Annotated in this window: 18 protein-coding genes and 1 tRNA gene; 17 read left to right on the top strand and 2 right to left on the bottom strand. The window is 71.5% G+C overall.

Annotated elements, in window-relative coordinates; translation table 11 throughout:
- Positions 1–149 precede the first annotated feature (149 nt).
- Positions 150–998, bottom strand: a complete 849-nt coding sequence (locus ACFYM2_RS32485; protein WP_388841143.1) for a LysR family transcriptional regulator — start codon at positions 996–998, stop codon at positions 150–152.
- Between the two features lie 111 nt (positions 999–1,109).
- Between ACFYM2_RS32485 and ACFYM2_RS32480 the strand changes: the two genes are divergently transcribed.
- Both ACFYM2_RS32480 and ACFYM2_RS32475 read left to right on the top strand, forming a co-directional pair.
- On the top strand, positions 1,110–1,835 hold the full coding sequence (locus tag ACFYM2_RS32480) for an SDR family oxidoreductase (RefSeq protein ID WP_359007451.1): 726 nt from the start codon (positions 1,110–1,112) through the stop codon (positions 1,833–1,835).
- Positions 1,836–1,968: 133 nt separating this feature from the next.
- Positions 1,969–2,472: a hypothetical protein gene (locus ACFYM2_RS32475; RefSeq protein WP_359007454.1), complete on the top strand. Its 504-nt coding sequence runs from the start codon at positions 1,969–1,971 to the stop codon at positions 2,470–2,472.
- A gap of 87 nt (positions 2,473–2,559) precedes the next feature.
- Here ACFYM2_RS32475 and ACFYM2_RS32470 read toward each other — a convergent pair.
- Positions 2,560–2,631: transfer RNA gene (locus ACFYM2_RS32470), tRNA-Arg, on the bottom strand.
- Positions 2,632–2,788: 157 nt separating this feature from the next.
- On the opposite strand from ACFYM2_RS32470, the gene ACFYM2_RS32465 reads away from it, so the two are divergent.
- The 15 genes from ACFYM2_RS32465 (at position 2,789) to ACFYM2_RS32395 (ending at position 20,496) form a co-directional block, all read left to right on the top strand.
- Entirely contained in the window at positions 2,789–3,223 is a 435-nt protein-coding gene (locus ACFYM2_RS32465) for a response regulator (RefSeq protein ID WP_350232655.1), read from the top strand.
- Between the two features lie 315 nt (positions 3,224–3,538).
- Entirely contained in the window at positions 3,539–4,525 is a 987-nt protein-coding gene (gene nrtL, locus ACFYM2_RS32460; RefSeq protein ID WP_388841140.1) for an ArgS-related anticodon-binding protein NrtL, read from the top strand.
- 67 nt (positions 4,526–4,592) lie between these two features.
- Positions 4,593–5,984: a diaminopimelate decarboxylase gene (gene lysA, locus ACFYM2_RS32455; RefSeq protein ID WP_388461808.1), complete on the top strand. Its 1,392-nt coding sequence runs from the start codon at positions 4,593–4,595 to the stop codon at positions 5,982–5,984.
- A gap of 98 nt (positions 5,985–6,082) precedes the next feature.
- Positions 6,083–7,411, top strand: coding sequence for a homoserine dehydrogenase (locus tag ACFYM2_RS32450; RefSeq protein WP_388841136.1), 1,329 nt, complete (start codon positions 6,083–6,085; stop codon positions 7,409–7,411).
- Between the two features lie 6 nt (positions 7,412–7,417).
- Positions 7,418–8,476 carry a threonine synthase gene (gene thrC, locus ACFYM2_RS32445; protein ID WP_359007466.1) on the top strand — a complete coding sequence of 353 codons (1,059 nt, stop codon included), beginning with the start codon at positions 7,418–7,420 and terminating at the stop codon, positions 8,474–8,476.
- 301 nt (positions 8,477–8,777) lie between these two features.
- Positions 8,778–9,695 carry a homoserine kinase gene (gene thrB, locus ACFYM2_RS32440; RefSeq protein WP_359007469.1) on the top strand — a complete coding sequence of 306 codons (918 nt, stop codon included), beginning with the start codon at positions 8,778–8,780 and terminating at the stop codon, positions 9,693–9,695.
- Positions 9,696–10,105: 410 nt separating this feature from the next.
- Positions 10,106–12,199, top strand: coding sequence for a transcription termination factor Rho (gene rho / locus ACFYM2_RS32435; RefSeq protein ID WP_388841133.1), 2,094 nt, complete (start codon positions 10,106–10,108; stop codon positions 12,197–12,199).
- Positions 12,200–12,542: 343 nt separating this feature from the next.
- Entirely contained in the window at positions 12,543–13,652 is a 1,110-nt protein-coding gene (locus ACFYM2_RS32430) for an LCP family protein (protein ID WP_388841130.1), read from the top strand.
- A gap of 191 nt (positions 13,653–13,843) precedes the next feature.
- Positions 13,844–14,071 (top strand): 50S ribosomal protein L31, encoded by a 228-nt coding sequence (gene rpmE / locus ACFYM2_RS32425; RefSeq protein ID WP_053726981.1) that lies wholly within the window; start codon positions 13,844–13,846, stop codon positions 14,069–14,071.
- A gap of 153 nt (positions 14,072–14,224) precedes the next feature.
- On the top strand, positions 14,225–15,304 hold the full coding sequence (gene prfA / locus ACFYM2_RS32420) for a peptide chain release factor 1 (RefSeq protein ID WP_350232663.1): 1,080 nt from the start codon (positions 14,225–14,227) through the stop codon (positions 15,302–15,304).
- Between the two features lie 33 nt (positions 15,305–15,337).
- A complete protein-coding gene (gene prmC, locus ACFYM2_RS32415) occupies positions 15,338–16,219 on the top strand; it encodes a peptide chain release factor N(5)-glutamine methyltransferase (protein WP_388841128.1) in 882 nt (293 codons plus the stop codon).
- A 46-nt stretch (positions 16,220–16,265) separates the two neighbouring features.
- Positions 16,266–16,913 (top strand): L-threonylcarbamoyladenylate synthase, encoded by a 648-nt coding sequence (locus tag ACFYM2_RS32410; RefSeq protein ID WP_359007482.1) that lies wholly within the window; start codon positions 16,266–16,268, stop codon positions 16,911–16,913.
- Positions 16,910–17,560, top strand: coding sequence for a protein-tyrosine-phosphatase (locus ACFYM2_RS32405; RefSeq protein WP_359007485.1), 651 nt, complete (start codon positions 16,910–16,912; stop codon positions 17,558–17,560). Before ACFYM2_RS32410 ends, ACFYM2_RS32405 begins: the two co-directional genes overlap by 4 nt.
- A gap of 125 nt (positions 17,561–17,685) precedes the next feature.
- On the top strand, positions 17,686–18,924 hold the full coding sequence (gene glyA, locus ACFYM2_RS32400; RefSeq protein ID WP_388461815.1) for a serine hydroxymethyltransferase: 1,239 nt from the start codon (positions 17,686–17,688) through the stop codon (positions 18,922–18,924).
- Positions 18,925–19,113: 189 nt separating this feature from the next.
- Positions 19,114–20,496, top strand: coding sequence for an MraY family glycosyltransferase (locus tag ACFYM2_RS32395; protein WP_388841146.1), 1,383 nt, complete (start codon positions 19,114–19,116; stop codon positions 20,494–20,496).
- The last annotated feature ends 61 nt before the right edge of the window (positions 20,497–20,557 follow it).

Raw genomic sequence — 20,557 nt, 5'->3', positions numbered from 1 at the left:
CCTGTGGGAGAGTAGGACGCCGCCGAACAAATTGTGGGAAAAGCCCCGCACCCGATCGTAGGAATACGGTCGACGGTGCGGGGCTTTTTCGCGTTCGCGGCGTCCAGGTGCTGCGTCTCAGGTTCCTGAGAGACCCACGTGGCGCGAATTCAGATGCGGGCGGCGGTTCTGACCAGGCCGGCCACGGCGCGGGAGCGGCTGTGCGGCGGCCAGGCGATCACTGTCGTGATCTTCGGCGCGTCCAGCACCGGCACCGCGGCGTGATCCTCGTTCAGCTGGGCCCGGCACGACTCCGGCGCGATCAAGCAGGCGCGGCCCAGCGCGATCAGCTGGAGCAACTGCGCGTGGTCGCGGGCCTCGGGGCCGGGGCCGTCCGGGTAGGAGCCGTCCCGGCCGGGCCAGCGTGGTGTGGGCAGATCGGCGAGGTCGGCGACGTCGGCCATGCGTACATGTGCCCGCTCGGCGAGGGGGTGCCGGGCCGGGACCACCACGACCTGCCCCTCCGTACGCAGTTCCTCGGTGTCGAAACCGGACGTCGTGTCGTAGGGGAGATGCAGCATCGCCACGTCCGCGCGGCCGTCGCGCAGCATGCGTTCCTGCTCGCCGATGCCGCACAGGAGCAGATCGACGGTGACCGCGTCGGGTTCGGCGGCGTAGGCGTCGAGGAGCTTTGCCAGCAGGTCGCTGGAGGCGCCCGCCTTGATGGCGAGGACGACGTCGGCCTGGCCCCTCGCGGCGAGAGCGGCGCGGCGCGTACGGCGCTCGGCGGCCTCGATCGCGTCGAGTGCGGCCCGGGCCTCGCGCAGGAGCACCGCGCCGGCCTCGGTCAGGGTGACGGCACGGCTGCTGCGCTCCAACAGGGTTGCCGCCAGGCGCCGTTCGAGCTGGCGGATCGCCCGGGACAGCGGGGGCTGCGTGATCCCGAGCCGCTGGGCGGCCCTGCCGAAGTGCAGTTCCTCCGCGACGGCGACGTAGTACCGCAACTCCCTGGTCTCCACGCCCTCAGCGTACTGCTCGGACCCCTCCCAGCTGGACCGATACTCGCCGGGTATTGATCCGCACCCAACGGGTGTTGGCCGTCCGTAGCCGGGCCCGGGCAGGATCGACGTATGACGGAACAGACCATCGCGCTGGTGACCGGCGCGAACAAAGGCATCGGATACGAGATCGCGGCGGGCCTCGGCGCTCTCGGCTGGAGCGTCGGCGTCGGCGCCCGGGACCAGGAGCGGCGCGAGGGCGCTGTGGCGAAGCTGCGGGCGGCCGGTGTGGACGCGTTCGCCGTGCCGCTGGACGTGACCGACGACGCGAGCGTGGCCGAGGCGGCCCGGCTGATCGAGGAGCGCGCCGGACGGCTCGACGTGCTCGTCAACAACGCCGGGACCACGGGCAACGCGCCGCAGATGCCGACCACGGTGGACGTGAGCACGGTGCGGGCCGCGGTGGAAACCAACGTGATCGGCGTCATCCGCGTCACCAATGCGATGCTTCCGCTGGTGCGCCGCTCGTCCTCGCCCCGCATCGTGAACATGTCGAGCAGCGTCGGCTCGCTCACCCTCCAGACCACGCCCGGCGTCGAGGTGGGCCCGATCTCCGTCGCGTACTCGCCGTCGAAGACGTTCCTCAACGCGGTGACCGTGCAGTACGCCAAGGAGCTCGCGGACACCGACATCCTGATCAACGCCGGCTGCCCCGGGTACTGCGCGACCGACCTCAACGGGTTCCGAGGCGTCCGAACGCCGGCCCAGGGCGCGGCCATCGCGATCCGGCTCGCTTCCCTGCCGGACGGTGGCCCGACGGGCCGCTTCTTCGACGACGAGGGGGAGGTGCCGTGGTGATCGACCGCTGAGCCGGACGGGCCATCACCGCCCGGCCGGCACTTCGACAGCACGGTTCCGCTGTATTCCCTGGTCGCGTCGCCCCCTGGCACCATGGGTGGGGCTGTGTGACGGGAGCGCTGAGGGGGAGCCGGTGGCCCAGTCCGAAGTTCCGGTGGCGTGGATCGGTCTCGGCGGAGTGCTGGTGGGTGCCGTGGCCACCGCGTTGGGGGCCCGATATACGTCACTCGGGAGCGTCCGGGCCGCGACCATCACGCAGCTCGACCCCCTCCAGACCGAACTCCACTGCTTCACCTCGCCGTTCATCGAGGCACGGATCCAACTCATGCCGGTGCTGGGGGGACAGACCCCGGCCGACCGGTGGATCGGGATCGCGTCCACCTTGCCGCGTGCCGCGCCCAGGTGGTGTTCCATGGCCTCCGACCCGCTGGCGCTGTTCGAGAAACCGGTGCTCGTCCGGGGCCATGCCCACCAGGTCGACGGCCAGATCCGTTCCCACCAGGCCCGGGGCGCCCGCACGTTGGATCCCGGCGCGCACGCGGCCGTACGCGCCCTCCACCAAGAACTCGGCGACGCGGTCGACCAGTTCTCCCGTGCGCTCAAACGCCTGGCGAAGCGCGGGCTCGGCGTCGTGTAGCGGACGTGCGAGTCGACCGCACATACGCGAAGACCCCGTCCTCAGCGTTGCCGCTGATGGCGGGGTCTTTGGGCACCTCGTACAAGGTGCCCCCGGCAGGATTCGAACCTGCGCACACGGCTCCGGAGGCCGTTGCTCTATCCCCTGAGCTACGGGGGCGTTCGCCGCTCTCGGCGGCGACGGGTTGAACACTACCAGCTCTGCCGGGGTGCCTGTGAACAGGTATTTCCGGCACGGTTGTGGGCCGCGTCCCCCGGGCGGGGCGGAAGTGGGGAAAACCCGGACGCGGCGCCCTCCTCGGACCTAACCTCGAAGTGTGTCAGGCGCGTCGGGCCGGGTTCTTGTTGTGGACGACAACAAGGTCATCCGGCAGCTGATCAGGGTCAACCTGGAGCTGGAGGGCTTCGAGGTCGTGACCGCGGCCGATGGTGCCGAGTGCCTGGAGGTCGTGCACCAGGTCCGCCCCGATGTGATCACCCTGGACGTGATGATGCCCCGGCTCGACGGGCTGCGGACGGCGGCGCGGTTGCGTTCCGATCCCCGGACGAGCCGGCTGCCCGTGGCGATCATCAGCGCCTGCAACCAGTACGAGGTGGAGACCGGGCTCGCGGCCGGGGTCGACGCCTTCCTCGCGAAGCCCTTCGAGCCCGCCGAGCTGGTGCGGCTCGTACGGCAGTTGGCACACCGGGAGGCTCCGCCGTCCACCGACGGCAGCAGGGCGCCCGGGCGGGCCGGCAGCACCCGGGGCTGAACGCCGCCACGCCCTGGCCACGGCCGGGCCGCCCGTGCGCGCCCGACGCCCGTTGCCCGCGCAGGCGCCTCACCCGGCATGCGCCTCACCCCGGCGTGCGCCCCACCCCGGCGCGAGTCCCGCCCCCGGCGTGCGTCTCGCCCCTTGTGGCCCTCGTCTCACCACCCCCCACCTCCGTGTGCGCGCTCCTCGCACCGCCTCCTCCGTGTGCGCGCCGAGCCCGCGCCGCGACCCCCGCCCCGGCCGCGCCCCCGATCTGCCCGCATGGCGAAACCGGTTCGCGAAGGGGCCCCCCTTCTCGCCTACGCTGGTCCCGTGACCCCCGCAGAGCTCTCCCTCACCGTCGTGCGCGTCGTGCGCAGCGCGGTGGACGAGGGTGCCATCGCGGGGGTGGGGGAGCTCGCGCCCGCCATGGTCAAGGTGGAGCGGCCCCGGCCCGGGGGCCGGGGGGACTACGCCAGCGGGATCGCGCTCAAGCTCGCCGCCGTCACGGGGCTTGAGCCGCGCCGGGTCGCCGAGACACTGCGCCCGCGCATCGCCGCGCAGCCCGGGATCGCCCTCGTCGAGATCAGCGGGCCGGGGTTCCTCAACATCACCCTGGACCGCGCCGCCCAGGACGACGTCGTACGGCAGGTCCGGGCGGCCGGCGCGCGGTACGGGTACGGGGAGGCGCTGGCCGGCCGGAGCTTCGCGTTCGCGGCCGTCCCCGAGGAGCGGGCGCGGATCGTCACCGAGGTGGTCGTGCGGTTGCTCGGTGCCCAGGGAGCCGGCGCGCGGGTCGTGGAGCGCGGCGGGGAGAGCCTGCCCGTCGTCGCCTGTCCCGTGCCGGATCTTGCCGGGCTCGTCGGGGGCGACGCCGCCCGCTGGGCGATGCTGCGGGCCGCCCGGCACGACCGGCCGCGTACCGACCCGCGGGAACTGCTCGCCCAGCGCGAGAGCAACGCGCTGTTCCGGGTGCGGTACGCGTACTCCCGCTCCCGCGCCCTCACGCGCAACGCCGGTGAGCTGGGATTCGCCTCGGAGCCCGGACCCGCGCCCGAGGGGGCGGCGCTGCTCGGGCTCCTCGGAGACCACCCGGCGGTGCTCGAAGGCGCCGCCCGGCACCGGGCTCCCGACCGGCTCGCGCGGCACCTCGAAGCCGTCGCCGACGAACTGCTGCGGTTCCAGCACGCGGTGCTGCCGCTGGGTGACGAGAAACCCTCGGCCGCCCACCGCTGCCGGCTCGCCCTCGCCGAGGCCGCCGGGACGGTGCTGGCCGGCGGCCTGACCCTGCTCGGCGTCGACGCCCCGGAATTTCTGTGACCGGGCACGAGGACACCGTCGGCCACCGTCATGACCCAAGCCGTGCAAGAGAAGAGACGTACAGAACATGAGCCGATCCGCGCACCCCGCCGGCCCCCGCCACGCCGACGTGCTGACCGAAGGGCACTACTCCGCGCCGCCCGCCGACCTCAACGTCCTCGACCCGAAGATCTGGTCGAGCACCGTCGGCCGTGACGCGGACGGCCGGCTCACCGTTGGCGGGCTCCAAGTGACGCGTCTGGCCGAGGAGTTCGGGACGCCGGCCTACATCCTGGACGAGACCGACTTCCGTGAGCGCTGCCGGGCCTGGGCCGACGCCTTCGGCCGTGAGGCGGACGTGTTCTACGCCGGCAAGGCCTTCCTCTCCAGGGCCGTGGTGCGCTGGCTGCGCGAGGAAGGGCTCAACCTCGACGTGTGCTCCGGCACCGAGCTCGTCACCGCGCTCGACGCGGGGATGCCCGCCGAGCGCATCGCCTTCCACGGCAACAACAAGAGCGAGGCCGAGATCCGGCGGGCCATCGAGGCGGGCGTGGGCCGGATCGTGCTCGACTCCTTCCAGGAGATCGTGCGGGTCGCGCACATCGCGCGGGAGCTGGGCACCGTCCAGAAGGCGTTCATCCGGGTCACCGTGGGCGTCGAGGCCCACACCCACGAGTTCATCGCCACCGCGCACGAGGACCAGAAGTTCGGCATCGCGCTCGCCGACGGCCTGGCCGCCGAGGCGGTGCGCCGCGCCCTCAAGCTCGACGGGCTCGAACTGGTCGGCGTCCACTCCCACATCGGCTCGCAGATCTTCGACATGGCCGGGTTCGAGGTGTCCGCGCGCCGCATCGTGCAGCTGCTGGCCGAGGTGCGTGACGAGCACGGCGTCGAGCTTCCCGAGATCGACCTGGGCGGCGGCCTCGGCATCGCGTACACCTCGGACGACGACCCGTGCGAGCCGCACGAGATCGCCAAGTCCCTTACCGAGATCGTCACGCGCGAGTGCGACGCCGCCGGGCTGCGCGTGCCCCGCATCTCCGTCGAGCCCGGCCGCGCGATCGTCGGGCCGACCGCCTTCACGCTGTACGAGGTCGGCACGATCAAGCCGCTCGAAGGGCTGCGGACGTATGTGAGCGTGGACGGCGGCATGTCCGACAACATCCGCACCGCGCTGTACGACGCCGAGTACTCCGTCTCGCTCGTCTCGCGCACCTCCACCGCCGAGCCGATGCTGGTCCGGGTGGTCGGCAAGCACTGCGAGAGCGGTGACATCGTGGTGCGCGACGCGTTCCTGCCCGCCGATCTCGCGCCGGGCGACCTGATCGCGGTGCCGGCGACCGGCGCGTACTGCCGTTCCATGGCCAGCAATTACAACCACGCCCTGCGCCCGCCGGTCGTCGCGGTGAGCGAGGGAGCGGCGCGGGTGATCGTCCGGCGTGAGACGGAGGAAGATCTCCTGCGTCTCGACGTCGGGTAAATGAAATAGTTGTCTCAGGATCCGGACCGAGGGCAGAAACCCCGGTCCGGTGAGTGAGACTGGTTGGCATTGCAGGTTTGAAGAGGAAACGAGGTCGGATGATGCGTACGCGTCCGCTGAAGGTGGCGCTGCTGGGCTGTGGAGTGGTCGGCTCAGAGGTGGCGCGCATCATGACGACGCACGCCGACGACCTCGCGGCGCGCATCGGCGCCCCGGTCGAGCTCGCCGGCGTCGCCGTGCGCCGGCCCTCCAAGGTGCGCGAGGGCATCGACCCCGCCCTGGTCACCACCGACGCCACGGCCCTGGTCAAACGCGGCGACATCGACGTGGTCGTCGAGGTCATCGGCGGCATCGAGCCCGCCAGGGCGCTCATCACCACCGCCTTCGAGCACGGCGCGTCCGTCGTCTCCGCCAACAAGGCGCTGCTCGCCCAGGACGGCGCGGCGCTGCACGCGGCAGCCGTCGAGCACGGCCGCGACCTGTACTACGAGGCCGCCGTCGCCGGCGCGATCCCGCTGATCAGGCCGCTGCGCGAGTCCCTTGCCGGTGACAAGGTCAACCGGGTGCTGGGCATCGTCAACGGCACGACCAACTTCATCCTCGACAAGATGGACTCGACGGGCGCCGGCTACCAGGAGGCCCTGGACGAGGCCACCGCGCTCGGCTACGCCGAGGCGGACCCGACCGCCGACGTCGAGGGCTTCGACGCCGCCGCGAAGGCCGCCATCCTCGCCGGCATCGCCTTCCACACCCGCGTCCGCCTCGACGACGTCTACCGCGAGGGCATGACCGAGGTGACCGCCGCCGACTTCGCGTCGGCCAAGGCCATGGGCTGCACCATCAAGCTGCTCGCCATCTGCGAGCGCGCCGCCGACGGCGGTTCGGTCACCGCCCGCGTCCACCCCGCGATGATCCCGCTCGACCATCCGCTGGCCTCCGTGCGGGGCGCCTACAACGCGGTGTTCGTCGAGGCCGAGGCCGCCGGCCAGCTGATGTTCTACGGGCCGGGCGCCGGCGGATCCCCGACGGCGTCGGCGGTACTCGGCGACCTGGTCGCGGTCTGCCGCAACAGACTCGCCGGGGCCACCGGGCCCGGAGAGTCGGCGTACACGCGGCTGCCCGTGAGCTCCATGGGCGAGGTCGTGACCCGCTACCACATCAGCCTCGACGTGGCCGACAAGCCGGGCGTGCTGGCCCAGGTGGCGACGGTCTTCGCCGAGCACGGCGTGTCCATCGACACCGTGCGCCAGCAGAGCCGCAATTCCGGCGGCGGCGACGCGGTCGGCGTCCAGGAGGGCGGAGAGGCCTCCCTCGTCGTCGTCACCCACCGCGCGGCGGACGCGGCCCTCACCGGGACCGTGGAAGCGCTGCGCAAGCTCGACACCGTGCGTGGTGTCGCCAGCATCATGCGTGTTGAAGGGGAGTAACCAGCAATGACCCACCAGTGGCGCGGAATCATCGAGGAGTACCGGGACCGGCTCCCCGTCTCCGTTACGACGCCGGTCGTCACCCTCCGCGAGGGCGGCACGCCGCTCGTACCCGCGCAGGTGCTCTCCGAGCGCACGGGCTGCGAGGTCCACCTCAAGGTCGAGGGCGCCAACCCGACCGGGTCCTTCAAGGACCGGGGCATGACGATGGCGATCACCCGGGCCAAGGAGGAGGGCGCCAAGGCGGTCATCTGCGCCTCCACCGGCAACACCTCGGCATCCGCCGCCGCCTACGCGGTGCGGGCCGGCATGGTGTGCGCGGTCCTGGTGCCGCAGGGCAAGATCGCGCTCGGCAAGATGGGCCAGGCCCTCGTCCACGGCGCGAAGATCCTCCAGGTCGACGGCAACTTCGACGACTGCCTCACGCTGGCGCGCTCGCTCTCCGACAACTACCCGGTGGCGCTGGTCAATTCGGTGAACCCGGTGCGCATCGAGGGCCAGAAGACCGCCGCGTTCGAGATCGTGGACGCGCTGGGCGACGCCCCGGACATCCACGTCCTTCCCGTTGGCAACGCGGGCAACATCACGGCGTACTGGAAGGGCTACAAGGAGTACGCCGCCGACCAGGTCTCCACGCACACCCCGCGCATGTGGGGCTTCCAGGCGTCGGGTTCGGCGCCGATCGTGCGCGGCGAGGTCGTCAAGGACCCCTCGACGATCGCCACCGCGATTCGCATCGGCAACCCCGCCTCATGGCAGTTCGCGCTGGCCGCGCGGGACGAATCCGGCGGCTTCATCGACGAAGTGACGGACCGTGAGATCCTGCGCGCCTACCGGCTGCTCGCCTCGCAGGAGGGCGTGTTCGTCGAGCCGGCGTCCGCCGCCTCCGTCGCGGGTCTGCTCAAGGCCGCCGAACGCGGTCTGGTCGACCCCGGCCAGAAGATCGTGTGCACGGTGACCGGAAACGGCCTCAAGGACCCCGACTGGGCGGTCGCCGGAGCCCCGCAGCCCGTCACCGTCCCGGTGGACGCGGCCGCCGCGGCCGAGCGTCTTGGCCTAGTGTAGTGCCACACCGCGCGTGATCGCGGTTACGCGCCGCCCCGCGTACGCGTCCCGCCGAGCCGGGACGCGTACGTAAAGCGGGGCAAGCCCGCCCGAAGGGGCACAGGGGGCTCGCGACACGCATCGTGCGCCTCCTGTGCGCCCTATGTCGCCGCGGAACCTTCCTTCGATAGGCTGTACCCAACCCGCCCCGCCGCATATGCCGTGGTGCAGTTGCCCACGTGGCCCCTCGGGTGTTTTGTACGTCTTCGGAAAACCTCGCAGCAGACCCCAGCAGCAGCCCTCACAAGGAGTCATCAGAGCGATGGCCGGTCCCGCATTCCGCGCCGCCGCCGTACGGGTGCGCGTCCCCGCCACCAGTGCCAACCTCGGCCCGGGCTTCGACTCCCTCGGCCTGTCACTGGGGCTCTACGACGACGTGGTCGTCCGCGTCGCCGACTCCGGCCTCGGCATCGACATCGCGGGTGAGGGCGCCCAGAGCCTGCCCCGCGACGAGAGCCACCTGCTCGTACGGTCCCTGCGCACCGCGTTCGACCTGCTCGGCGGCCAGCCGCGCGGCCTCGAGGTCGTCTGCGCCAACCGCATCCCGCACGGTCGCGGGCTCGGCTCCTCCTCCGCCGCCATCTGCGCCGGCATCGTCGCCGCGCGCGCCGTGACCATAGGCGGCGACGCCCGGCTCGACGACGCGGCCCTGCTGGAACTCGCGACCGAGATCGAGGGTCACCCCGACAACGTCGCCGCCTGTCTGCTCGGCGGTTTCACGCTGTCCTGGATGGACGGCGGCGCGGCCCGCGCGATCAGGATGGATCCCGCGGACTCCATCGTTCCGGTGGTCTTCGTGCCGGGCAAGGCGGTCCTGACCCAGACCGCGCGCGGGCTGCTCCCGCGCTCCGTTCCGCACGTCGACGCCGCGGCCAACGCGGGACGCGCGGCCCTGCTCGTGGAGGCCATGACCCGGCGCCCCGAGCTGCTGCTCGCCGGCACCGAGGACCGGCTCCACCAGGAGTACCGCGCGCCGGCCATGCCGGAGAGCGTGGCACTGGTCAACCGGCTGCGCGCGGACGGTGTCCCCGCGGTCATCTCCGGCGCGGGCCCCACGGTGCTCGCGCTGGTCGAGGACGGTGCGGCCGACAAGGTCGCACGCCTTGCGGGGGAGGGGTGGGCCGCCAACCGGCTCAGTCTCGACGCCGCGGGCGCGAGCGTCCTGCCGCTCGGGTCCTAGGGCCGGGGCCGGGCGTCAGGGAGCACGGCTTGCCGGTGAACGAGAGGGGGAATGTTTGTTGGATCCGGTAGTGTTAACCTCAAGTCTGCATCGGTCGTCTTCGTGGCGCGGTGCTTCGTGTCCCCTTCAGGGACCGCCTTTCTTCCGAGAGCCTCCCCAACTGCCAGCGCAGCCTGCCTGAGCAGTTTCGAGCACGCTCCGGAACCGGCACGACACCCCACGCTCCTTCCCGGCAGGGGCCGAGCAGGGGGATCTCGGGCCGGAACCCACGCACTTTTGTCTCTCCGCCGTACGCGGCGGACCACCGCCCCGGCACGATCAGTGATCGACAAGATCACGGGCCGCAGCCGGACAGCACAACCGGTCGCCGAGCCAGACAGGCCGACGTCCGCTCCAGGGAAGGACCCTTCGTGAGCGACACCACCGATCTGATGGGCGTGAGTGCCGACAGTTCTGTCGACAACGCCGCGCCCGCCGCAGGTGCTGCCTCTGGCACCACCGCACGGCGCCGCCGCTCCGGCACCGGCCTCGACGGCATGGTCCTGGCCGAGCTGCAGCAGGTCGCGTCCGGCCTCGGCATCAGGGGCACCGCGCGCATGCGCAAGAGCCAGCTGATCGAGGTCATCAAGGAGGCGCAGGCCGGGGGCGCATCGGCGTCGGCCAAGAGCGCCCCGGCCGCCGACGGCGCCGAAACCAAGCCGAAGCGCCGCGCCACCTCCAAGGCGCGCACCGGCGACGACGCCGCCGCCCCCGCCGGCGACAAGCAGGCCGCGCAGCAGCAGATCGACATCCCGGGCCAGCCGTCCGCCAAGGCGTCCGACCAGTCCGGCGCGGGCGACGAGCAGCCCGCGGGCGAGCGCCGCCGCCGTCGGGCCACCGCGCCTTCCGGCAGCCCCGAGTCCACCTCGGCCGCCGTCGAGACCGTCACCAAGACGGAGGCCAAGGCCGAGGTGAAGACCGAGAACCAGCCCGAGGCCAAGGCCGCAGAGGCCGTCGACACCGCCGAGGGCCGCCGTGGCCGCGACCGCGGTGAGCGCGGCGACCGTGGCGAGCGCAGGGACCGCCAGCGCGGCGAGCGCGGCGACCGTGGTGAGCGGGGCGACCGCGGTGAGCGCGGCGACCGTGGCGAGCGCGGGGAGCGTCAGCGCGGCGAGCGCGGCAAGGGCGACGACCAGCAGGGCGGCCAGCGCCAGCGCCAGGGCGGCCAGCAGGGCCAGCAGAGCCAGCAGCAGAACAACGGCCCGCAGGACGACTTCGACGACGACGGCAGCCGCCGTGGCCGGCGCGGACGCTACCGCGACCGCCGCGGCCGTCGCGGTGGCCGCGAGGAGTTCGGCGCCGAGCCGCAGGTCGCCGACGACGACGTCCTGATCCCCGTCGCGGGCATCCTGGACATCCTCGACAACTACGCGTTCATCCGGACCTCCGGCTACCTGCCGGGCCCCAACGACGTGTACGTCTCGCTCGCCCAGGTCCGCAAGAACGGCCTGCGCAAGGGTGACCACGTCACCGGCGCGGTGCGTCAGCCCAAGGACGGCGAGCGCCGCGAGAAGTTCAACGCCCTGGTGCGTCTGGACTCCTCCAACGGCATGGCCGCCGACTCGGGCCGCGGCCGCCCCGAGTTCAACAAGCTGACCCCGCTCTACCCCCAGGACCGGCTCCGTCTGGAGACCGACCCGGGCATCCTGACCACGCGGATCATCGACCTCGTGTCGCCGATCGGCAAGGGCCAGCGAGGCCTGATCGTGGCCCCGCCGAAGACCGGCAAGACCATGATCATGCAGGCGGTCGCCAACGCGATCACCCACAACAACCCCGAGTGCCACCTGATGGTCGTCCTGGTCGACGAGCGTCCGGAGGAAGTCACCGACATGCAGCGGTCGGTCAAGGGCGAGGTCATCTCCTCGACCTTCGACCGTCCCGCCGAGGACCACACCACCGTCGCCGAGCTGGCCATCGAGCGCGCCAAGCGTCTCGTCGAGCTCGGCCACGACGTGGTCGTGCTGCTCGACTCGATCACCCGTCTGGGCCGTGCGTACAACCTGGCGGCCCCGGCCTCCGGCCGCATCCTGTCCGGTGGTGTCGACTCGACCGCGCTCTACCCGCCGAAGCGCTTCTTCGGTGCCGCGCGCAACATCGAGGACGGCGGCTCGCTGACCATCCTCGCCACCGCGCTCGTGGAGACCGGCTCGCGCATGGACGAGGTGATCTTCGAGGAGTTCAAGGGCACCGGCAACATGGAGCTCAAGCTCGACCGCAAGCTCGCCGACAAGCGCATCTTCCCGGCGGTGGACGTGGACGCGTCCGGCACCCGCAAGGAAGAGATCCTGCTCGGCAGCGACGAGCTCGCGGTCGTCTGGAAGCTGCGCCGGGTGCTGCACGCCCTCGACCAGCAGCAGGCCATCGAGCTGCTCCTGGACAAGATGAAGCAGACGAAGTCGAACGCCGAGTTCCTGCTCCAGATCCAGAAGACCACTCCGGGTCCGGGCAACGGCAACGACTAGCAACTCCGGTTCTTCCAGAGCCAGTTGACGGCGCCCCCGGCACTTCGGTGCCGGGGGCGCCGTCGCGTGCGGGGCGCTCGGGGCCGCTCGCGCGCCGGCTGAGGCATTCGACACACGCCGCGCGCCCGCCCGGGCCCGGGGTGGCCGGCGGCGCCCACGAGAACCCGCAGGTGAGAGCGGCGAAAGCGACGCCGAGGGGCGCGCGGGGCCCGGCGCTCTCTTAGGGGGCTCTTAGAACCCTGTGCAACCCTTCTTGGTGCTTCGACGTCTGACGAGTGTCGACAATCCGTGCCTGAACACCGGGGCAGGGGGCAATCGGGAAGCACCGAGAACTGAGGAGACCATGGCCGAGCAGGGCGCACGCAACAGTCGAATACGCGGGGCGGGAAAGCGCCGCAAGCAGCCCAGCGGGCGCCGTCGCGCCGTGCGGATCGCCGCGTGGAGCGCGGCAGGCGTCGTACTCGTCGGCGGGACCGGCCTCGGCTACGTGTACTTCAAGCTCAACGGCAACCTCAAGGGCGTCGACATCAACGCCCAGCTCGGCACCGACCGCCCGCAGAACGTCGACAACGGCTCGGAGGACATCCTGGTCCTCGGCTCGGACTCGCGGGCCGGCGCCAACAAGGAGTACGGCACGGACGACGGCGGAGCCCGCTCCGACACCGCGATGATCGTCCACGTCTACCAGGGCCACAAGAGCGCGAGCGTCGTCTCCATCCCGCGCGACACCCTGGTCACGCGCCCCTCCTGCACCACCGACGACGGCAAGAGCGACCCCGGTGGCAAGCGCCAGATGTTCAACACGGCGTACGAGGTCGGCGGCCCGGCCTGCGCCGTCAAGACCGTCGAGCAGATGTCCGGCATCCGCATGGACCACTACGTCGAGGTCGACTTCACCGGCTTCAAGAAGCTCATCGACCAGCTCGGCGGGGTGCCCGTCACCACCAACAAGCCGATCAAGGACGACAAGAGCCACCTCGACCTGCCGGCCGGCAAGCACACCCTCAACGGCGAGCAGGCGCTCGGCCTCGTACGGACCCGTCACGGCGTGGTCGGCGACGGCAGCGACCTCGGCCGCATCCAGCTCCAGCAGGCCTTCATCAAGGCACTGATCAGCCAGGTCAAGAGCGTCGGCGTCTTCGGCAACCCCGCCAGGCTCTACGGTCTCGCCGACGCCGCCACCAAGGCGATCACCACCGACACCGACCTGAGCTCGGTGAACTCGCTGATCGGTTTCGCGAGCGGCTTCAAGGGGCTGGACGCGTCCAACGTCAAGATGATCACGCTGCCGGTGCAGTACGACAAGCGCGACCCCAACCGCGTCAGCCCCCTGGAGGAGCAGTCGCGCCAGGTGTGGGACGCCCTCGCCAAGGACCAGCCGATCCCGGCGTCCGCCACCGCCGACTCGGCGGGCGACAAGGGCACGGCCGGCGGCTACGTGGCTGGTCAGTAGGGCTGCGCAGAGGCCAGGGGGGCGCCAGGGCCGCGCCGGGGGAGAGCCCCGGCGCTGGCGGGGGAATAGTTCCGCCTCCACCCCGGTTTTGGGAGATGCGCCCAGTCCTGGCAGACTGGTACGTCGGCCCCGGTTCACGTATGCGCAATCCGCGTCTGCGACCCGGCGCCCTCCCGAACCTAGGAGACACCTTGAAGCGCGACATCCACCCCGAGTACGTCGAGACCCAGGTCAGCTGCACCTGTGGCGCGGCTTTCACCACCCGTAGCACGATCGGCGGCGGCTCCATCCGCGCCGAAATCTGCTCCGAGTGCCACCCGTTCTACACGGGCAAGCAGAAGATCATGGACACCGGCGGCCGCGTGGCCCGCTTCGAGGCCCGCTTCGGCAAGGCCGCTGCCGGCTCCGCCCAGAAGTAGCGAGCCCACTGCGCCGGTCCGTGGCGCCTCCTTCCCGGGGGCGCCGCGACCGGCGCTTTGCCGTCACGACCTACTTCTGCGCTCTTCCCAGCTCTTCCCCGCTCTTCTCTGCTCTTCTCTGTTCTTCTCCGTTTGAAATCCCAGGAGCCACCGATGTTCGAAGCGGTCGAGGACCTGATCGGCGAGCACGCCGATCTCGAGACGAAGCTCGCCGACCCTTCGGTCCACGCCGATCAGGCCAACGCGCGCAAGCTGAACAAGCGCTACGCCGAGCTGACGCCGATCGTGGGGACCTACCGCGCCTGGAAGCAGGCGGGCGAGGACATCGAGACGGCCCGGGAGTTCGCGGCCGACGACCCCGACTTCGCCGCCGAGGTCAAGGACCTGACCGCGCAGCGCGAGGAGCTGACCGAAAAGCTCCGTCTGCTCCTGGTCCCGCGCGACCCGAGCGACGACAAGGACGTACTCCTGGAGATCAAGGCGGGTGCGGGCGGCGACGAGTCGGCCCTGTTCGCCGGCGACCTCCTGCGCATGTATCTGCGCTACGCCGAGCGCGTCGGCTGGAAGACCGAGATCATCGACTCCACCGAGTCCGACCAGGGCGGCTACAAGGACGTCCAGGTCGCCGTGAAGACCAAGGGCGGCCAGGGCGCAACCGAGCCCGGCCAGGGCGTCTGGGCACGGATGAAGTACGAGGGCGGTGTGCACCGCGTGCAGCGCGTGCCGGCCACCGAGTCGCAGGGCCGCATCCACACCTCCGCCGCCGGTGTGCTGGTCACGCCCGAGGCCGAGGAGGTGGACGTCGAGATCAACATGAACGACCTGCGCATCGACGTGTACCGCTCCTCGGGTCCCGGCGGCCAGTCCGTCAACACCACCGACTCCGCCGTGCGCATCACGCACATCCCCACCGGCGTCGTCGCCTCCTGCCAGAACGAGAAGAGCCAGCTCCAGAACAAGGAGCAGGCCATGCGCATCCTGCGCTCGCGGCTGCTGGCCGCCGCCCAGGAGGCCGCCGAGCAGGAGGCCGCCGACGCCCGCCGCAGCCAGGTGCGCACCGTCGACCGCTCCGAGAAGATCCGGACGTACAACTTCCCGGAAAACCGCATCTCGGACCACCGGGTCGGCTTCAAGGCGTACAACTTGGACCAGGTCCTCGACGGCGACCTGGACGCCATGATCCAGGCCTGCGTCGACGCGGACTCCGCCGCCAAGCTCGCGGCCGCCCAGTAATCCCCACCCCCGTACGACTGCCGGAGGACCAGCGTGCAGCAAAACTCTGGGGGGCGACCCCCAGGCCCCCGAAGCGTGCTGCTTGCCGAAGTGGCCCAGGCCACCCAGCGGTTGGCCGACGCGGGCGTGCCCTCGCCGCGCTTCGACGCGGAAGAGCTCGCCGCGCACATCCACGGCGTGAAGCGGGGAGAGCTGCACCACGTCAAGGACGCGGACTTCGACGCCCGCTACTGGGAGGCCATCGCCCGCCGCGAGGCGCGTGAGCCGTTGCAGCACATCACCGGCCGCGCCTTCTTCCGCTACCTCGAACTCCACGTCGGGCCAGGGGTGTTCGTGCCCCGCCCCGAGACGGAGTCGGTGGTGGGCTGGGCCATAGACGCCGTCCGCGCGATGGACGTCGTCGAGCCGTTGATCGTCGACCTGTGCACCGGTTCGGGCGCCATCGCGCTCGCCATGGCGCAGGAGGTGCCGCGCTCGCGCGTGCACGCCGTGGAGCTGTCCGAGGACGCCCTGGCGTGGACACGGAAGAACGTCGAGGGGTCCCGCGTCGTTCTCCACCACGGCGACGCCCTCACCGCGCTGCCCGAGCTCGACGGTCAGGTCGACCTGGTCATCTCCAACCCGCCGTACATCCCGCTCACCGAGTGGGAGTACGTCGCCCCCGAGGCCCGCGACCACGACCCCGAACTCGCGCTGTTCTCCGGTGAGGACGGCCTCGACACCATCCGGGGCATCGAACGCACCGCGCACCGCCTCCTGCGGCCCGGCGGGCTCGTCGTCATCGAGCACGCCGACACCCAGGGCGGCCAAGTGCCGTGGATCTTCAACGAGGAGGCCGGCTGGGCGGACGCGGCCGACCACCCCGACCTCAACAACCGCCCGCGCTTCGCCACCGCCCGCAAGGCCACACCGTGACCCGCCCCACCCCCCAGACCGCGTACGTGTACGAGGAGGCCCGCTAATGGCTCGGCGATACGACTGCAACGACGCGACGGACCGCACCACCGGTCTGCGCGAAGCCGCTGCCGCCGTCCGCCGCGGCGAGCTCGTGGTGCTGCCGACGGACACCGTGTACGGCATCGGCGCGGACGCCTTCAGCTCGCAGGCCGTCACCGACCTGCTCGACGCCAAGGGCCGGGGCCGCACCATGCCCACGCCCGTGCTCATCGGCTCGCCCAACACCCTGCACGGCCTGGTCACCGACTTCACCGAGCAGGCCTGGGAACTCGTCGACGCGTTCTGGCCGGGCGCCCTGACCCTGGTCACGCGCCACCAGCCGTCCCTCCAGTGGGACCTCGGCGACACCCGGGGCACCGTCGCCATCCGGATGCCGCTGCACCCCGTCGCCATCGAGCTGCTGACCGAGGTCGGCCCGATGGCCGTGTCCTCGGCCAACCTCACCGGTCACCCCTCGCCCGAGGACTGCGACGCGGCCCAGGGCATGCTCGGCGACTCCGTCTCGGTGTACCTGGACGGCGGCCCCACCCCGGGCATCGTGCCCTCCTCCATCGTGGACGTGACCGGCAAGGTCCCGGTGCTGCTGCGCGCCGGCGCGCTCGACGCGGACGAGCTGCGCAAGGTGGTACCCGACCTCGAGGTGGCCAATTGACCGCCCCTGAGGGGCGTGGCATAGGCACGGTCCACCCCGCGGTGGACTCGTTCCGCATCCTCCACGTCAGCACCGGCAACGTCTGCCGCTCGCCGATCACCGAGCGGCTGACCCGCCATGCCCTGAGCGACCGCCTCGGGGACCCGTTCACGGGTGGCCTCATCGTGGAGAGCGCAGGCACCTGGGGGCACGAAGGCGCCCCGATGGAGGCCAACGCCGCCGCCGTGCTCGCCGACTTCGGCGCGGACGCCACCGGCTTCACCGGGCGCGAACTCCTCGACGAGCACGTCATCACCGCCGACCTGGTCCTCACCGCGACCCGGGACCACCGCGCCCAGGTCATCTCGATGGGCCACTCGGCGGGCCTGCGCACCTTCACCCTGAAGGAGTTCACGCGCCTGGTGCGGGCCATAGACCCGGCCACCCTGCCCGACCCGCTCCAGGAGGGCATGGTCGAGCGGGCCAGGGCCCTGGTGCGGGCCGCGGCGGCGCTGCGCGGGTGGCTGCTCGCGCCCAGCGCCGAAGCCGACGAGGTCAACGATCCCTACGGCGCCCCGATCACGTTCTTCCGCTCCATCGGCGACGAGATCAACCAGGCGCTCGACCCGGTCGTGACCGCGCTGACGGGCGTCTCGACCCACCACTGACACCACCGCTGTCATCACCGCTGTGACCACCACTGACACCCCCCTGACGCCACCCGAAGCACCAGCCGGAGTACCGCGCGCCCGCATGCCGGGCGCGCGGCGCACCCGCGACCTACGCTGGACGCATGTCCGTCACGTCCGCAGTTGGCACTGAACTCGCCGGGCTCGACGCCGTGAGGCGGCAGGACCCCGACATGGCCGACGTGCTGCTCGGTGAGGCCGAGCGGCAGGCCACCTCGCTCCAGCTGATCGCCGCCGAGAACTTCACCTCGCCGGCGGTGCGCGCCGCTCTCGGCTCGCACCTGGGCAACAAGTACGCCGAGGGATATCCCGGCGCCCGCCACCACGGCGGCTGCGAGGTCGTCGACGTCGCCGAACGCGTCGCCGTCGAACGCGCCAAAGCCCTCTTCGGGGCCGCCCACGCCAACGTACAGACGCATTCGGGCACTTCGGCTGTGCTCGCGGCCTACGCGGCGCTCCTGAAGCCGGGAGACACCGTTCTGGCGATGGGCCTGCCCTACGGCGGACATCTCACGCACGGCTCACCCGCCAACTTCTCGGGGCGCTGGTTCGACTTCGTCGGCTACGGCGTCGAGCCCGACACCGGGCTCATCGACTACGGCGAGGTGTGGGACCTGGCGGCCGAACACCGGCCCCGGGCCATCGTGTGCGGCTCCATCGCCTACCCCCGCCACCCGGACTACCGGGCCTTCCGGGAGATCGCGGACGACGTGGGCGCCTACCTCATCGCGGACGCCGCGCACCCCATGGGCCTGATCGCGGGAGGAGCCGCCCCGAGCCCGGTCCCGTACGCCGACGTGGTGTGCGCGACCACCCACAAGGTGCTGCGCGGCCCGCGCGGCGGGCTCGTCCTGTGCGGCGCCGACCTCGCCGCCCGCATCGACCGCGCCGTCTTCCCCTTCACGCAGGGCGGCGCGCAGATGCACACCATCGCGGCGAAGGCCATCGCCTTCGGCGAGGCGGCCACACCTGCCTTCACCGCCTACGCCCACCAGGTCGTCGCCAACGCCCGCACCCTCGCCGAAGGGCTGCTCGCCGAGGGGTTCGGGGTGGCCACCGGCGGCACCGACACCCACCTCGTGCTCGCCGACCCCGCGCCGTTCGGCGTCGACGGCCGCGCCGCGCGCGGGCGCCTCGCCGGCGCCGGTCTCATCCTGGACAGCTGCGCGCTGCCGCACGCCGAGGCCCGCGGCATCCGGCTCGGCACCGCCGCCGTCACCACCCAGGGCATGGGGGAGACGGAGATGGCCAGAATCGCGGTGCTGTTCGCGATGGCGATGCGCGAGGATCCGAGGGCGCGGGCGGGCGTACGGGAGCTGGCGGAACGGTTTCCTCCTCCTTAAGGGGCCGGAAGCGGTCGGAAAGACGGCCCGAATGCACGCTCCGGCCCGCATTCACAGGGTGCGCATACGGGAAAAATGCAGGCTTATCCCCGCTTCCGGGGGGTACCCGCAACCATCCGCCGGATCCGGATGTCCTCAACCACATGCGCGCGAAGCTAGGGTGTGGGGCTGAGATGGCCAGCGATACCTCTGGGGCAGCCCGTGCGTGAATACCTGCTGACGCTCTGCGTCACGGCCGCGGTGACCTATCTGCTCACCGGGCCGGTGCGGAAGTTCGCCATCGCCGTGGGCGCGATGCCGGCGATCCGTGCGCGCGACGTGCACCGGGAGCCGACGCCGAGACTCGGCGGCATCGCCATGTTCGGCGGCCTGTGCGCGGGACTGCTGGTCGCCGACCACCTCGACGGGCTCAACGCGGTCTTCAGCCAGTCCAACGAACCACGGGCGCTGCTGTCGGGCGCCGCCCTGATCTGGCTGATCGGCGTCCTGGACGACAAGTTCGAGATCGACGCGCTGATCAAGCTCGGCGGACAGATGATCGCCGCAGGCGTCATGGTGATGCAGGGTCTGACCATCCTGTGGCTGCCCATCCCCGGCATCGGCTCGGTCTCGCTGACCTCCTGGCAGGGCACCCTGCTCACGGTGGCCCTCGTCGTGATCACCATCAACGCGGTGAACTTCGTGGACGGCCTCGACGGCCTGGCCGCCGGCATGGTGTGCATCGCCTCCGCGGCGTTCTTCATGTATGCCTACCGGCTCTGGTACGGGTACGGAATCGAGGCGGCCGCCCCCGCCACCCTCTTCGCCGCCATCCTCATGGGCATGTGCCTGGGCTTCCTGCCGCACAACATGCACCCCGCGCGGATCTTCATGGGCGACTCCGGCTCGATGCTCATCGGGCTCGTCCTGGCGGCCGGCGCCATCTCCATCACGGGCCAGGTCGACCCGGACGCGATGAAGCTCAACTTCGGCGGCACCCGCGACGCCACCCACGCGATGCTGCCGGTCTTCATCCCGCTGCTCATGCCGCTGACGATCATCGCCATTCCGATGGCCGACCTGGTGCTCGCGATCGTGCGCAGGACCTGGAACGGACAGTCGCCGTTCGCCGCGGACCGCGGCCACCTGCACCACCGGCTCCTGGAGATCGGGCACTCGCACAGCCGGGCGGTGCTGATCATGTACTTCTGGTCGGCGCTCATCGCGTTCGGCGCGGTCGCCTACTCGGTGCACTCGGCGTCGATGTGGATCGTGCTGATGATCGTCGCGCTGAGCGCGGTCGGGCTCGTCCTGCTGCTGCTGCCGCGGTTCACGCCGCGCGCCCCCCGGTGGGCCGAGCGGTTCGTGCCGCCGCGCTACCGGCGGGTCAAGGGCGGCGCGTCGGCGGCCTCGCGCGGAGCGGCGGCGCACCAAGAGGCCGACGAGGAGGGGACGGCACAGGACGACGAGGCGGCCGAGGCGGCCGAGGAGCGCACTCCCGTGGCGGCCGGTGTCTCCGGCGTCAACGGAGCGACCGCCATCGGCCCCCGTTCGCGTTTCCCCGACCGACGGAAGACCGGTGCGTCGCGCTGACGAATTGCCGCGTCGACGCCCAATAGCAGACATCTCACCGCCCGTTGCGCACAAACGCGCA

Origin of the sequence: Streptomyces sp. NPDC006711 (assembly GCF_042869775.1) — a bacterium.
Taxonomy (GTDB): domain Bacteria; phylum Actinomycetota; class Actinomycetes; order Streptomycetales; family Streptomycetaceae; genus Streptomyces.
Note: the sequence above shows the minus strand (reverse complement) of the source record. Positions and strands in the feature narration are given on the sequence as shown.

Excerpts from the sequence above, each read along its gene's own strand:
- ACFYM2_RS32430 (WP_388841130.1), top strand. The coding sequence starts at position 12,543 with ATGGCCGAGCAGGGCGCACGCAACAGTCGAATACGCGGGGCGGGAAAG.
- ACFYM2_RS32480 (WP_359007451.1), top strand. The coding sequence starts at position 1,110 with ATGACGGAACAGACCATCGCGCTGGTGACCGGCGCGAACAAAGGCATC.
- thrC (WP_359007466.1), top strand. The coding sequence starts at position 7,418 with ATGACCCACCAGTGGCGCGGAATCATCGAGGAGTACCGGGACCGGCTC.
- ACFYM2_RS32450 (WP_388841136.1), top strand. The coding sequence starts at position 6,083 with ATGATGCGTACGCGTCCGCTGAAGGTGGCGCTGCTGGGCTGTGGAGTG.
- prfA (WP_350232663.1), top strand. The coding sequence starts at position 14,225 with ATGTTCGAAGCGGTCGAGGACCTGATCGGCGAGCACGCCGATCTCGAG.
- glyA (WP_388461815.1), top strand. The coding sequence starts at position 17,686 with ATGTCCGTCACGTCCGCAGTTGGCACTGAACTCGCCGGGCTCGACGCC.
- thrB (WP_359007469.1), top strand. The coding sequence starts at position 8,778 with ATGGCCGGTCCCGCATTCCGCGCCGCCGCCGTACGGGTGCGCGTCCCC.
- ACFYM2_RS32410 (WP_359007482.1), top strand. The coding sequence starts at position 16,266 with ATGGCTCGGCGATACGACTGCAACGACGCGACGGACCGCACCACCGGT.
- lysA (WP_388461808.1), top strand. The coding sequence starts at position 4,593 with ATGAGCCGATCCGCGCACCCCGCCGGCCCCCGCCACGCCGACGTGCTG.